Annotated in this window: 13 protein-coding genes and 1 riboswitch; of the genes, 8 read left to right on the forward strand and 5 right to left on the reverse strand. The window is 30.4% G+C overall.

Features of this window, described 5'->3' with window-relative positions; all coding sequences use genetic code 11:
• Window position 1: 1 nt before the first annotated feature.
• Window positions 2-922 (reverse strand): DnaJ C-terminal domain-containing protein, encoded by a 921-nt coding sequence (locus CCE28_RS10315; protein ID WP_095133629.1) that lies wholly within the window; start codon window positions 920-922, stop codon window positions 2-4.
• A gap of 372 nt (window positions 923-1,294) precedes the next feature.
• Here CCE28_RS10315 and CCE28_RS10320 point away from each other — a divergent pair, with 372 nt between their 5' ends.
• Genes CCE28_RS10320 through proC form a run of 3 tightly spaced genes read left to right on the forward strand, consistent with a single transcriptional unit; the run spans window position 1,295 to window position 5,391 of the window.
• Window positions 1,295-2,194 (forward strand): trans-4-hydroxy-L-proline dehydratase activase, encoded by a 900-nt coding sequence (locus CCE28_RS10320; protein ID WP_095133631.1) that lies wholly within the window; start codon window positions 1,295-1,297, stop codon window positions 2,192-2,194.
• Window positions 2,195-2,198: 4 nt separating this feature from the next.
• Window positions 2,199-4,568, forward strand: a complete 2,370-nt coding sequence (gene hypD, locus CCE28_RS10325; RefSeq protein ID WP_095133632.1) for a trans-4-hydroxy-L-proline dehydratase — start codon at window positions 2,199-2,201, stop codon at window positions 4,566-4,568.
• Between the two features lie 13 nt (window positions 4,569-4,581).
• On the forward strand, window positions 4,582-5,391 hold the full coding sequence (gene proC, locus CCE28_RS10330) for a pyrroline-5-carboxylate reductase (RefSeq protein WP_095133633.1): 810 nt from the start codon (window positions 4,582-4,584) through the stop codon (window positions 5,389-5,391).
• A 29-nt stretch (window positions 5,392-5,420) separates the two neighbouring features.
• Here proC and CCE28_RS10335 read toward each other — a convergent pair whose 3' ends face one another.
• Window positions 5,421-5,723 carry a YerC/YecD family TrpR-related protein gene (locus tag CCE28_RS10335; protein ID WP_095133634.1) on the reverse strand — a complete coding sequence of 101 codons (303 nt, stop codon included), beginning with the start codon at window positions 5,721-5,723 and terminating at the stop codon, window positions 5,421-5,423.
• Between the two features lie 244 nt (window positions 5,724-5,967).
• A riboswitch (SAM riboswitch) is annotated at window positions 5,968-6,074 on the forward strand.
• A 260-nt stretch (window positions 6,075-6,334) separates the two neighbouring features.
• On the opposite strand from CCE28_RS10335, the gene CCE28_RS10340 reads away from it, so the two are divergent.
• From CCE28_RS10340 to CCE28_RS10360, 5 genes are all read left to right on the forward strand, one after another.
• A complete protein-coding gene (locus CCE28_RS10340; RefSeq protein WP_095133635.1) occupies window positions 6,335-7,330 on the forward strand; it encodes a methionine ABC transporter ATP-binding protein in 996 nt (331 codons plus the stop codon).
• Window positions 7,323-7,973, forward strand: a complete 651-nt coding sequence (locus CCE28_RS10345; RefSeq protein WP_095133636.1) for a methionine ABC transporter permease — start codon at window positions 7,323-7,325, stop codon at window positions 7,971-7,973. The genes CCE28_RS10340 and CCE28_RS10345 overlap by 8 nt, the downstream gene beginning before the upstream one ends.
• Window positions 7,974-7,988: 15 nt before the next feature.
• Window positions 7,989-8,813 carry a MetQ/NlpA family ABC transporter substrate-binding protein gene (locus CCE28_RS10350; protein WP_095133637.1) on the forward strand — a complete coding sequence of 275 codons (825 nt, stop codon included), beginning with the start codon at window positions 7,989-7,991 and terminating at the stop codon, window positions 8,811-8,813.
• A 168-nt stretch (window positions 8,814-8,981) separates the two neighbouring features.
• The gene (locus tag CCE28_RS10355; RefSeq protein ID WP_095133638.1) at window positions 8,982-10,073 is read left to right on the forward strand and encodes a PfkB family carbohydrate kinase; all 1,092 of its coding nucleotides are present in this window, start codon (window positions 8,982-8,984) and stop codon (window positions 10,071-10,073) included.
• Window positions 10,073-10,987 carry a pseudouridine-5'-phosphate glycosidase gene (locus tag CCE28_RS10360; RefSeq protein ID WP_095133639.1) on the forward strand — a complete coding sequence of 305 codons (915 nt, stop codon included), beginning with the start codon at window positions 10,073-10,075 and terminating at the stop codon, window positions 10,985-10,987. Before CCE28_RS10355 ends, CCE28_RS10360 begins: the two co-directional genes overlap by 1 nt.
• 49 nt (window positions 10,988-11,036) lie before the next feature.
• On the opposite strand, the gene CCE28_RS10365 is transcribed toward CCE28_RS10360, so the two are convergent.
• From CCE28_RS10365 to CCE28_RS10375, 3 genes are all read right to left on the reverse strand, one after another.
• Window positions 11,037-12,536, reverse strand: a complete 1,500-nt coding sequence (locus CCE28_RS10365) for a leucine-rich repeat domain-containing protein (RefSeq protein ID WP_095133640.1) — start codon at window positions 12,534-12,536, stop codon at window positions 11,037-11,039.
• Between the two features lie 152 nt (window positions 12,537-12,688).
• Window positions 12,689-13,261, reverse strand: a complete 573-nt coding sequence (locus CCE28_RS10370) for a hypothetical protein (RefSeq protein WP_095133641.1) — start codon at window positions 13,259-13,261, stop codon at window positions 12,689-12,691.
• Entirely contained in the window at window positions 13,245-13,811 is a 567-nt protein-coding gene (locus CCE28_RS10375; RefSeq protein ID WP_095133642.1) for a hypothetical protein, read from the reverse strand. Before CCE28_RS10375 ends, CCE28_RS10370 begins: the two co-directional genes overlap by 17 nt.
• Window positions 13,812-13,998: the final 187 nt, after the last annotated feature.

Consider the following 13,998-nt stretch of genomic DNA (forward strand, 5'->3'; position numbering starts at 1 on the left):
CCTAACTTCTCGGATTAAATTTAGATATATCCTTTAGTTTTTCATATAGATTTTTTTCTTCTTCCGTAAGGTTTTTAGGGTTAACAATTCTAGTTTTTATATATAAGTCTCCCGCATTTCCAGTTCTGTCCTTATATCCCTTTTTAGGTATTTTAATTTTTCCATCTGGCTGAATACTAGGTGGAATTTTTACTTTAATTTTCCCATCTAATGTCTCTACTATGGTTTCACATCCAAGAGCTGCTTCCCATGGGGTTAAATCCACCCTTGTATATATATTTAGCCCGTCTAATTCTAATGAAGAATTCTTTTCAAAGTTGATTTTTAAATATAAATCTCCATTAGGGCCACCCATGCCTCCATGTCCTTGTCCCTTTAATTTTATTTTCTTTCCTGGCAATATGCCCTTTGGTATTTTTATAGAAAGACTTTTATTTCCCTGTTGAGTTTTCAAGTTAATAGTCTTTTTTGCTCCTTCATAGGCTTCTTTAATGGAGACACTTATTTCTGCTTCTATATCTTGACCTTTAGCTGGACCTCTACGAGTACCCCCTCTACCAAACATGGATCCTAAATCAAATCCATCGTTGCCAAATACCATATTGAAGAAATCACTAAAATCACCATTAGCTCCACCACCAGAATGTCCAAATCCCCCAAATCCAAACTGAGAAGGGTCAAAATTCATACCATTTTGGAAATTATACCCACTTCCAAATTGGTCATATTTTTTCCTCTTTTCTTCATCACCTAATACTTCGTAGGCTTCATTTATGGATTTAAATTTTTCTTCTGCTTTTTTATTATCTGGATTTGCATCGGGATGATATTTTTTTGCTAATTTTCTATAGGCACTTTTTATATCACTCTGAGATGATCCCTTATCCACTCCTAATATTTTATAATAATCTTTATATTCCAATCTAATCTCCCCTTTTGAATAATTGAATTCTCTATCTACATATTATTTTTTTCTATTTATATATATTTATTCTAGTTTTTTGACTTTCTTTGACTTTTATTATAAATAAAATTCTACTATAAATCAAGATGGCATTTTTACACATTTTATTCACCATTGTAAATTTTTTTTATAATTATAAATTTATATAGATTTTTAGCATATAGATATGTTATATTTATAACAAGAAGTGCAAAGTTTGTATTTAGTAACTTATATAGTAATTTTTGTAGAATTTCATCGTTTTACTTCCATCAACATTTTTTTACAACCGTAAACTTTTTTAACCAATATATTTTATTTAATATTTTAATTTTAAGGAGTAATTTTATTATGAAAAGAGGATTAATTACTAATATTCAAAAATGCTCTATTCACGATGGCCCAGGTATACGAACTACCATATTTTTCAAGGGCTGTTCTATGAAATGTAGTTGGTGTCACAATCCAGAGACACAAAGTTATATACCTGAAATGATGTACAATAGTGAAAAATGTAATTTATGTGGATCATGTGTAAAAGCCTGTTCCAAAAATGCTCTAACCTTAAAGGATGAATTTATTCACCTGGATTCTCATTTATGTAGTTTATGTGGTAAATGCATAGATTATTGTATTAATAACACTAGAGAAATAATTGGTACCCAGTATACAGTATCTGAACTAATGAAAGAAATAGAAAAGGACAAAATCTTTTATGATGAATCTGGTGGTGGTGTTACCTTATCTGGTGGTGAAGTTATGACCCAAGTAGATTTTGTGACAGATTTAGTTAAAAGATGTAAATCCAAGGGTATATCCGTAGCCATTGATACTTGTGGCCATGTAAATTATGAGTCCTTTGAAAAAATCCTAGATTATGTGGATTTATTTTTATACGATATAAAAATCATGGACCCTCTTATACACCAAAAACATACTCTAGTGGATAATAACTTAGTATTATCCAATTTAGAAAAATTAGCAAATGATAAGGCTAATATCAATATTAGAATTCCCCTTATAGAAGATATAAACACAGATACAGATAATATTGAAAAAATTATACACCTATTAAAAAGGCTTAATCTAAAGAAAGTAAATCTTCTTCCCTACCATAATACGGGAAATCATAAATATGAAAGATTAAAAATGGACTACGAAAAAAATTTAAAAGCTCCTAGTGAAGAAGATTTAAATTATATAAAAAGTATATTTGAAAAAAATGATTTTAATGTGAAGATAGGAGGTTAATTTTATGGAAAGAGGAATAAATGAAAGGGTAAAAAGCTTGAGAAAGGAAAGTACTTCCACATCCCCTTTTATATCTATTGAAAGAGCAAAACTTTATACAGAGGCTTATAAAAAATATGAGGGAACTGTGTCTACACCCATATTAAGGGCCTTGTCTTTTAAATATTTCATGGAGAATAGGACTTTATGTATCCATGAAGGAGAGTTAATAGTAGGAGAAAAGGGACCTTCATTACAAGGTACTCCCACATTTCCAGAGCTTTGCTGCCATACATTAGAAGATTTTCACGTTATGGATTCTAGAAAACATATTTCATTTAAAGTAGATGAAGATACTAAAAAGATACAAGAGGAAGAAATAATCCCTTTCTGGGAAAAGAGATCTATTAGACATAAAATATTTGAAAACATATTCCCTGAGTGGATAGATTGTTACACTAGTGGTATTTTTACAGAATTCATGGAGCAACGTGCCCCTGGTCATACGGTTGGGGACGGTAAAATTTATGAAAGAGGTTTTATAGATTTTAAAAAGGATATAGATGAGTCCATAAGCAAATTAGATTTTATGAATGACAAGGAAGCTTTATCTAAATCCCATCAGTTAGAAGCTATGAAAATCTGTTGTGATGCCATTATGATTTACGGTAAACGTTATAGTGAATATGCTAAAGAGTTAGCAAGTAAAGAGACAGATGAAAAAAGAAGAGATGAACTTTTAACTATAGCTAAAAATTGTGAAGTGGTTCCGGCCCATAAACCAGAGACTTATCATCAAGCCATTCAAATGTACTGGTTTGTCCATGTGGGAATAACTACAGAATTAAATATTTGGGATGCCTTTAGTCCTGGTAGACTAGATCAACATCTTAACCCTTTCTATGAAAATGATGTGGAAAATGGCATATTGGACAGTGATTCTGCTCGCGAATTATTAGAATGTTTATGGGTTAAATTTAACAATCAACCAGCTCCACCAAAAGTGGGGATAACATTAAAAGAAAGTGCCACTTATACAGATTTTGCCAACATAAATACAGGTGGAATAACTAAGGATGGCTTTGATGGAGTAAATGATGTAAGTTATTTAATATTAGATACTATGGATGAAATGAGATTATTACAACCTAGTTCTAACGTCCAAATTAGTAAAAAAACTCCCCATAAGTTCTTAAAGAGAGCTTGCGAAATTTCTAGACGAGGATGGGGTCAACCTGCCTTTTACAATACGGAAGCCATTATACAAGAGTTGTTAAATTCTGGAAAATCCATAGAAGATGCTCGTGAAGGTGGAACTAGTGGTTGCGTTGAAACGGGAGCCTATGGTAAGGAAGCTTATATATTAACAGGATATTTAAATATACCTAAAATTTTCGAAATCACCCTATTTAACGGTTATGATCATGTATCTGGAAAACAACTAGGACCTACAACTGGTGAGGCATCTTCCTTTAAGTCCTTTGATGAATTGTTTGAAGCTTTTAAAATTCAATTAAAGCATTTTGTAGATATTAAGGTAAAGGGTAATAATATAATAGAAAACTTATATGCAGAGTTTATGCCTGCCCCATTCATCTCTACTGTAATTAGTGACTGTATTTCTAATGGAAAAGATTATAATGCAGGTGGTGCTAGATATAATACTAACTACATTCAGGGAGTTGGTATAGGTACTATTACAGACTGCTTATCTGCAATTAAATATAATGTATTTGACGAAAATAAGTTTAATATGGATGAATTATTAGAGGCTATAAAAAATAATTTCCAAGGATATGAGCACATTAGGAATATGGTTATTAATAAAACTCCAAAGTACGGAAATGATGATGATTATGCAGATTCATTAATGTTAAAAGCCTTTAATGCCTTTTATGATGAAGTAACAGATAGGCCTAATATGAAGGGTGGAAAATATAGAATAGATATGCTACCTACCACTTGTCATGTTTATTTTGGTTCTGTAATGATGGCATCTCCTAATGGAAGACTTGCTAATAAACCTGTATCTGAGGGTATTTCTCCAGCTAAGGGTGCTGATAGATTAGGACCTACTGCCGTTATAAAATCTGCTTCTAAGATGGATCACCTAAGAACTGGTGGAACTTTACTTAACCAAAAGTTCACTCCATCTGTAGTTAAGGATGATGAAGGTCTTGAAAATATGTCTGCATTAGTAAGAAGTTATTTTAAAATGGACGGACATCATATACAATTTAATGTAATGGATAAAAAAATCCTGATTGATGCACAAAAAAATCCTGATGACTATAAGGATTTAATAGTGAGAGTAGCAGGATATTCAGATCATTTCCATAATTTAAGTAAAGAGTTACAAGATGAAATCATAGGAAGAACTGAACAATCTTTCTAAGGAGGAGATACTTATGAATAAAAAAATAGGATTTATCGGTTGTGGTAATATGGGTGGAGCCATGATTGGCGGAATAATAAAATCTGGCTTAATTAAGGCTGAAAATATTATGGTATCTGATTTAGATGAAAAGAAATTAGAGAGTATAAAAACAGCTTTAGGCATTAACATAACTACTGATTCTGTAGAATTAGTAAATAATTCAGATATAATTGTATTAGCTGTAAAACCTAATATTTATGATTTAGTAATTAAAGGGATTAAGAATAGTTTAACTAAGGATAAACTATTAGTCACCATAGCTGCTGGTGTGAGCTTAAATCATATGGAAAGCCTACTTGGTCATGATTATAAAATAGTTCGTACTATGCCAAATACGCCGGCCCTAGTAAGCGAAGGTATGAGTGCCCTATGTCCTAATAAAAACATATCACAGGAAGAATTAGATATGATAAAAGCCATCTTTGAAAGCTTTGGTAAGGCTGAAGTAGTTAAAGAAAATCTAATAGATGCAGTTATAGGTGTTAGCGGTTCTTCTCCTGCCTATGTATTCATGTTCATTGAAGCCATGGCTGATGCTGCCGTTTTAGGTGGTATGAGCAGGGATAATGCATACAAATTTGCAGCACAAAGTGTTTTAGGTTCAGCTAAAATGGTCTTAGAAACGGGTATGCACCCAGGTAGATTAAAAGATATGGTATGTTCCCCTGGAGGTACTACTATAGAAGCCGTATCAACCTTAGAAAAAGAAGGCTTTAGATCAAGCGTCATAGAAGGCATGTTAGCTTGTATGAACAAATCTAAAAAAATGAGTGGTAATTAAAAAAATAAGTAGCAACTAAAAAAGAAGGCTTAGCCTTCTTTTTTTTCTAATCTATCTAATACTAAATTATATCCGTCTGCCCCATAGCTTAAGCATCTATTTATTCTGCTTATAGTAGCCGTACTCGTTCCAGTTATTTCTTCAATTTCATTATAAGTTTTCTTCTCTCTTAAAAGCTTCGCCACCTTAAGCCTTTGAGCAAGAGATTGAATTTCTTTTATAGTACATATATCTTCAAAAAACCTATAATATTCTTCCTTGCTTTCAAGTAACATAAATGCATCAAATAATTCATCTATAAATTCGCTTTTTAATTTTGAATCATATGTCATTCCATTATCACCTCAATTTAATTTTTTTTGAGGGCAACTAGCAAATCCTATTTTGTAAATTTTCGCCCTTTTAAGCTACCTCATGTCCTAGAAAAATTAAAACTGCTAGATATATTTATACTTCTATACTTAGTGCCCTTTTCCTTTATTTATAGAATAATTTTTTAAAAACTTTTTGTTGACAATTATTAATTTACCCATTATACTTTATTTTAAATCAATTCAGAAAAATTAATACATTTTACTCTTATCAAGAGTGGCTGAGGGACTGGCCCTATGACGCCCGGCAACCGGCTCGCAAGAGCAACGGTGCCAATTCCTACTATATCTAGTGATATAGGAAGATGAGAGATGCGTCAGTCTTGTATGCTGTAGCCTCTTTCATTTAATGAAAGAGGCTTTTTTAGTTACCTATAACTTTTCAAAGTTATAAGTAACTAAAAAAGTAAGGGGTATGGGGGAAGAATTCCCCTACCTCTTTAAAGGAGGGTGTTCAGATTACGATAGTAATCGTCGAAGGGAACCGTAGGGTTCCATAACGAATCATACGTAGTATGACTTTTTAATGGAATTTTATACAGTTAACCAAATAATTTCTAGGAGTGAACTTCATGATCATAATAAAAGAATTATCTAAAACTTACGTAAAGGGTAATGTGAAAGTAGATGCCCTTAAAAATATAAATTTGCAAATATGCAATAGAGACATATACGGAATTATAGGATTAAGTGGTGCTGGAAAATCCTCTTTAGTTAGATGTATAAACCGCCTTGAGGAACCTACTAGTGGTAGTGTGATTATTAATAATACAGATATTGTGTCTCTGGCTAACAAAGAACTTAGGGAAATGAGAAAAAAAATAGGCATGATATTTCAAAACTTTAATTTACTAAGTAGTAAAACTGTATTTGAAAATGTGGCCTTTCCCCTTAGATTAATTAAAACACCTGAAGATAAAATAAACAAAAAAGTAAAAGAACTTCTAGACTTAGTAGAACTATCTGATAAATCCAATTCCTATCCTAGTCAATTAAGTGGTGGGCAAAAACAAAGGGTTGGTATTGCCAGGGCTTTAGCTAATGATCCAGATGTATTATTATGTGATGAAGCCACATCGGCCCTTGATCCTAAAACAACTCATCAAATATTGTCTCTACTAAAGGACATTAATAAAAAACTAGGCATTACCATAGTCATAATAACCCATGAGATGGAAGTAATAAAAGAAATATGTAATAAGGTGGCCATATTAGAAGGAGGAAGAGTTATCGAAGAAGGTAATACCATAGATATTTTCTCTAAACCTGGTAACAAGTCTACAAAGCACTTTGTGGAAGATAATCAAGTGATTCCTGAAAATATGCTCCATGGTAATATTATTAGTTTATCCTATACAGAAAAGAGTGTAAGTGAACCTATAATATCTAGAATATCTAGAGAGTTTAACATAGATGTGAATATTATTAGTGGAAAGATAGAATATGTACAAAACACACCTATAGGAAAGCTTACAATTGGATTAGATGTGGCAAAAACTTTATTAGAAAAGATAATTGAATATTTAGAATCAAATCATATAAAGACAGAGGTGATGAAAAGTGAATAATATATTGTCCTTAATAATACCATCCTTAAATGAAACCCTATTTATGGTAGGATTATCCACACTCCTGACCATCCTATTAGGTTTACCCCTGGGAATTACCCTAGTAGTAACTGATGAAAATCATATATTACCTAACAAAAGTGTTAATAGAATCCTTTCATGGATTATTAACATTACCCGCTCCCTACCCTTTATCATATTAATGGTATTTATAATTCCATTTACAAGGTTTGTAGTAGGAACAACTCTAGGTACTAAGGCTGCCATAGTTCCCCTAGTAATAGCTGCCACACCCTTTTATGCTAGAGTAGTTGAAAGCTCCATAAGGGAAATCCAATGGGGAGTTATAGAAGCCTCCCTAGCCATGGGCGCTACACCAATGAAAATTATAACACAAGTACTAATTCCAGAAGCTACCCCATCCCTAGTTTTAGGTATTACCATTACTTTAATTAATATTGTGGGTTATTCAGCCATGGCAGGGGCCATTGGTGGTGGTGGTCTCGGTGACTTAGCCATTAGATATGGTTATCAACGATTTAGAGTAGATATAATGTGGTCAACTATTATAGTTTTAATATTATTAGTGCAAATCATTCAGTCTACTGGAAATAAATTAGCTTCATTAATCAATAAAAAATAATAGGAGGAATTAAAAATGAAAAAAATATTGAAAACATTATCTTTATTATTAGCATTAGTCTTAACATTAAGTGCTTGTGGTACAAAAAAGGAAGTATCACAAGAAACATCCAATGAAACTTCTAATGTACTTAAAATAGGAGCAACGCCAGTTCCCCATGTGGAAATATTGAACTTTATTAAGGAAGATTTAGCTCAAGAAGGTGTAGAGTTAGAAATAATAGAATTTACAGATTATGTTCAACCTAACGTATTATTATCAGATAAAGAACTAGATGCTAACTTCTTTCAACATGTACCCTATTTAGATTCTTTTGTAACTGAAAGAAATTTAGATTTAGTAAGTGTAGCAAAAGTTCACGTAGAGCCCCTTGGATTATATTCTAAAAAGTTTGAATCTTTAGAAGATATAAAGGACGGAGCAACTATCTCAATTCCTAATGACCCTACCAATGAAGGTCGTGCTTTAATACTTCTAGATAATGCAGGTATTATAAAGTTAAAGGATGATGCTGGTCTTGAGGCCACAGAATTTGATATTGCTCATAACCCTAAAAATTTAGTATTCAAACCAATAGAAGCGCCTCAATTACCTAGGACATTAGAGGATGTTGATGGAAGCGTTATAAATACAAACTTTGCCCTAGAAGCTAATTTAAATCCTACTAAGGATGCCATTTTATTAGAAGGCAGCAACTCTCCTTATGCAAATATTATAGTAACAAGAAATGATAACAAGGGCGATGAAAAAATCCAAAAGTTAATTAAGGTAATTCAAAGTGAAAAAGTAAAAAAGTTCATAGAAGAAAAGTACAATGGTGCTGTTGTACCAGCATTTTAAAGATATAAAAGGATATGATTTATCATATCCTTTTATTTTTTGGTGAAACTAAATTAATAGGTTTATGAAACCATATAATTTAAATTTCATATAAACTATTGTTTTTTTATAAACTTTACTTTATAATATAAGCAAAAGATTAATAAATAAACACAAGTTGGTGATTAGATGACTGAAAGAGAAAGAGAAATTCTAACCCTAATAAGTAAGAATCCCCTTATCTCTCAGCAAGATTTAGCTGATAGACTAGGAATTGCACGTTCCTCTGTAGCCGTCCATATAACTAATTTAATGAAAAAGGGTTACATTAAGGGGAAAGGTTATATCATAAGAAATGAAAAATATGTAACTGCTATTGGTGGTAGCAATATGGATATTAGTGGATTCCCACATAATACCTTCATATTAAATGACTCTAATCCAGGGAATATCAAACTGTCTCTAGGTGGAGTTGGTCGTAATATTGCTGAAAATCTTTGTAAATTAGGTATAGAAACTAAGTTAGTGTCTCCCATAGGCGATGATATTTACGGACTTAAAATAATGGAGGAATGCAAAATGTCTGGTATAGACATGAGTCATTGTTTATTTCTTAGAGACCACCCTTCTTCCACTTATTTGTCCATATTAAATGAAAATGGAGATATGTTAGGCGCCATAGCTTCCATGGATATATTAGATAAAATGTCTATAGATTTTATTCGTGAAAAGCAACATATAATTAAAAATTCAAGAATATTAGTTGTAGATACTAATATTCCTGCAGATACCCTTTATTATATTGCATCTAATTTTAAAGATGTACCCATATTTGTTGATCCAGTTTCAACGGCTAAAGCCCTAAAAATAAAGGATTTTATTGGCCTATTCCATACTATTAAGCCAAATAAAATTGAAGCTGAAACCTTATCTGGAATAGAAATTAACAGCAATGATGATTTAATAAGGGTTTGTGATTATTTCTTAGAAAAGGGTGTATCTCAAATATTTATAAGTTTAGGTAGCAAGGGCGTTTATTATGCTGATATGAACACTAAAGGCTTACTTCCTCCACTAGACACTAATGTGGTAAATGTTACTGGTGCTGGAGATGCTTTCATGGCTGGAGTAATTCATTCTTATATGGAAGGATATGAAATGAAAAAGCAAGCCCTAATAGGTAGTGCTGCTGCATCCCTTGCTTTATCTCATGAAAATACTATTAACCCAAATTTATCTATAAATAATATAACTAAAAAATTAAAGGAGCTGAACTTATAATGTATAAACAATATTTAGATATTCATCCAGAAGTCCAAAAGGCCCTTGATGAAAATAAACCTGTGATAGCTTTAGAGTCTACTATCATATCTCACGGAATGCCATACCCTCAAAATGTGGAAACAGCTAGAAAAGTAGAAGAAATAGTTAGAGAAAATGGTGCAGTCCCTGCCACTATTGCCATTTTAAATGGACGTCTTAAGGTAGGTTTAACTGATGAAGATTTAGAATACTTAGGTCAAGGTGATGATATTTTAAAGGCAAGTAGACGTGACTTACCTTTTATAGTGGCTAAAAAATTAAATGGTGCTACTACAGTGGCTTCTACTATGATAGTGGCAGCACTAGCTGGAATTAAAGTATTTGTAACAGGTGGTATTGGTGGAGTTCACAGGGGAGCTGAGACTACATTTGATGTATCTGCTGATTTACAGGAACTAGCTAATACTAATGTGGCTGTAATTTGTGCTGGTGCTAAGTCAATTCTTGATATTGGTTTAACTCTAGAGTATTTAGAAACTCATGGAGTTCCAGTGGTAGGATTTAAAACAGAAGAATTACCAGCTTTCTACACTAGAAAGAGTGGATTCTCAGTAGATTACAAGGCTGATAGTGAACTAGATGTGGCTAAGGCCTTAAAGGCTAAGTGGGATTTAGGATTAAAGGGTGGAATGGTTATAGCAAACCCAATTCCTGAAGAACATCAAATGGATTATGATGCCATAACTAAGGCTATTGAAGATGCTTTAGTTGAAGCTGATGAAAAAGGAATTTCAGGTAAGGAATCTACTCCATTTTTACTTGGAAAGGTTAAAGAAATTACTAAGGGTAAGAGTTTAGAATCTAACATTGAGTTAGTATTTAATAATGCTCGCGTTGGTTCTAAAATAGCTGTTGAATTGTATAACCTATAGAATATTAATTTTAAAAGGTACAGTTAATCATCTAACTGTACCTTTATCTTTACTTAACTATATGGACTTTTTTATCTTCTGGGAACCACATTACGTCAGCCCCTAATTTTTCTGATACATATCTTAATGGTACTAGAGTTCTTCCTTCTATTATGGTTGGTGCAATATTAAAACCTTCTATCTTTTTATCTATTGTCATGCTTATTTTTTGTCCATCTAATTCTATTATTACTTTTCTTGTTTCTTCGTTCCATCCTACTGTTGCTCCCAGATTTTCCGCTATAAATCTTATAGGTACCATAGTTCTATTGTTTATAATTTGTGGTGCCACATGGTTGTTCTTACTTTTATTATTTACTAGAATTTCATTCTTTCCTATTTCTAAATATATGTTTATCTTATTATCTTTAGAGTTAGTAACCCAAACTTCATATATTCTTCCTTCAACAGAAAAATCTAATTCTTTCTTATGAATTGTCCCTGGTGTATTTTTACTATTTAGATGATTATTATCTATATTAAAGTATTGTAATTTCTCTATTTTTCCTAAGTTACTGATATATTTTGTTTTATCATCTTCTAAATATGATTTCTTTAATTTTACAAACTCACCTATACTACTAATATCTTTTATTTCATTATCTTTCAAATATAATCTTTTTAGTTTTATAAGTTTATCTAAGGAACTTATATCACTTATTTCATTATTCCTTGCATCTAGGGTTTCTAATTTTAATAAATCTCTAATACTGCTTATATCCTCGATTTTATTATTTTGTAAATATAATGTTTCTAGATTTATTAAGTTTTTTAAATACTTTAGATTCTTTACTTTATTAGAGTCTATATCTAAATCCTGTAATTTATTTAATTTACTTATGCTTTTTATAGATTCTAATTCATTATAACTTAAATTTAAATAAGTTAAATTTTTTAATGGTTCTATACTATTTATGTTTTTTATATGATTATTTCCAAGATTTAAATAGGTCAATTTCGTTAAGTCACTTAAATAATCAACATTCTTAATTTCATTTTTATTTAAATTTAAGTATGTTAATTTATCTAGTTCACATACCACATCAATTTCTATTATATGATTATCTTCTAGATCTAAGTATTCTATCTTCTTTAACTTACTTAAACTATTTATTTCACCTATATGATTTCCACTTAATTTTAATATTTCAAGATTTATCAATTCACTTAAGGGGCTTATATCCTTTATACCATTTTCTCTAAGATCTATATGCTTTAAATTAGTAAAATACTGTAATCCACTTATATTTGAAATTCTTTTGTTATACAAATCTATAGAAATTATGTTTTTTGCCTCATCTATTGATATATCTCCATCTTTATTTTTATCTACACCAGCATTTATAAAAGCTTTTTTTAAATCTTCATCGACAAAATAGATTTTATCCTTTGATTCACTATTATAAACTTTATTTGTAACTGTGTCACTCTTACTACCTTCTCCATAAATAAATATACTTTGTTGAGAAAATACAATACTAAATATAATTATTAATATAATTCTTTTCATTTTATATGCCCTCCTTTTAGGCCTTTAATCAATACAAATTGTTAATCATGAAAATTCATTCAGTATTATAGCATATATAAGATTTGTTTTTTGTAAATATTTGTAATTTATTCCAATCTATCTTCATCAATGTTTTGTCTCTTTTAACAGGATTAAGGGCGGTTTTTTATATAAAACTTTAAAATTTTATCTATATAGGATCTTTTAATTTGTGGCACAACTATAGTATATTCCTTATCTTTATAAGATAGTAATAAATTATTACTATGATCATCCTCCCAGGGAGCTCTTTCTTCTTTCCATATAAAAGCTTTTATATGATTAAATTCTAAAATTTCTCCACACCACACGATTCCACCTTCATATAAATATATTCTTCTTTCAAAGTCTAAGGTATTGATTATTACAAGGGGAAAAAATATTGCAACAGTCAAATTAAATTCCTCTCCTTGAAAAAGATATAAATAAATACTTATAATAAAACAAATACTTATTATAATCACCATAGCCCATCTAAAATATCTGTATACTACAGGATTTTCAATATAATAATTAGGTTTTGGTAAAGCCTTCTTTCTTTTATCTATTATTCTTATAATAACTGCACACCATAACAGTCCTAATCCTATACCTACAGCCATAATATTTTCTCTATAGAAAAAATATATTATTAACATTACTAATGGAGCCACCATATTTATAATATATTTAATTTTCTCTGTCATTTACAATTCCACCTATATTATCCTTGAGTATACTCTCCACCTCTACTCTCTTTTTCCATGGAACATACATCTGAATTTCATTGTCTTCATATTCAATTTCCATATAGCAAATATCTTGTTTTTTCCAATTAAATGATTTCATTTTTCTAAACTCATATATATTTCTATCTATAACTAATCCATCCTTATAAAAATATCTATAATATGTTTGATCTAAAAATAGATATATCATCAAAGGAACATTCATTATAGAAGTTAATACAAATTCACTAACATCATTCTCTATAAAAGATTTTATAACTATAGAAAAATATAATAATGCAACAATACCTATACAAATTCTTAGTACAGATATTCTTTTTATATAATAAATCCCCTTTGGCAGTGGATTTTTTACTATATTAGCAACCTTTTTTATGAGTATATACAAAATACATATGCACTCTATTTTATAAGCCACAGGGTTATCCCTGTAAAAAAATATTACTACCATAAAAATTATTATAGCTGCCATATCTATTATAGTTTTTATTTTACCTAATATTTTCATCTATCTTCCCCCATCTATATCTAACTAATTTAATAATAATCCACTATATAGTTATACATACCTAGCATAAAATTCATACAAAGCACTGTTCATTATAGAAAATATACTTTATTATAGCAACACTTCATTTTCCAAATAATGGTTTTAGTATATCATATAGTTGCTATATATCTAAACAAAATATTAT

It is taken from the genome of Anaeromicrobium sediminis (assembly GCF_002270055.1).
GTDB lineage: Bacteria > Bacillota > Clostridia > Peptostreptococcales > Thermotaleaceae > Anaeromicrobium > Anaeromicrobium sediminis.

Coding starts and splice junctions, on each gene's coding strand:
- CCE28_RS10360 (WP_095133639.1), top strand. CDS start 10,073: ATGTATAAACAATATTTAGATATTCATCCAGAAGTCCAAAAGGCCCTT.
- CCE28_RS10335 (WP_095133634.1), bottom strand. CDS start 5,723: ATGACATATGATTCAAAATTAAAAAGCGAATTTATAGATGAATTATTT.
- hypD (WP_095133632.1), top strand. CDS start 2,199: ATGGAAAGAGGAATAAATGAAAGGGTAAAAAGCTTGAGAAAGGAAAGT.
- CCE28_RS10320 (WP_095133631.1), top strand. CDS start 1,295: ATGAAAAGAGGATTAATTACTAATATTCAAAAATGCTCTATTCACGAT.
- CCE28_RS10355 (WP_095133638.1), top strand. CDS start 8,982: ATGACTGAAAGAGAAAGAGAAATTCTAACCCTAATAAGTAAGAATCCC.
- CCE28_RS10365 (WP_095133640.1), bottom strand. CDS start 12,536: ATGAAAAGAATTATATTAATAATTATATTTAGTATTGTATTTTCTCAA.
- CCE28_RS10375 (WP_095133642.1), bottom strand. CDS start 13,811: ATGAAAATATTAGGTAAAATAAAAACTATAATAGATATGGCAGCTATA.
- proC (WP_095133633.1), top strand. CDS start 4,582: ATGAATAAAAAAATAGGATTTATCGGTTGTGGTAATATGGGTGGAGCC.
- CCE28_RS10340 (WP_095133635.1), top strand. CDS start 6,335: ATGATCATAATAAAAGAATTATCTAAAACTTACGTAAAGGGTAATGTG.
- CCE28_RS10370 (WP_095133641.1), bottom strand. CDS start 13,261: ATGACAGAGAAAATTAAATATATTATAAATATGGTGGCTCCATTAGTA.
- CCE28_RS10350 (WP_095133637.1), top strand. CDS start 7,989: ATGAAAAAAATATTGAAAACATTATCTTTATTATTAGCATTAGTCTTA.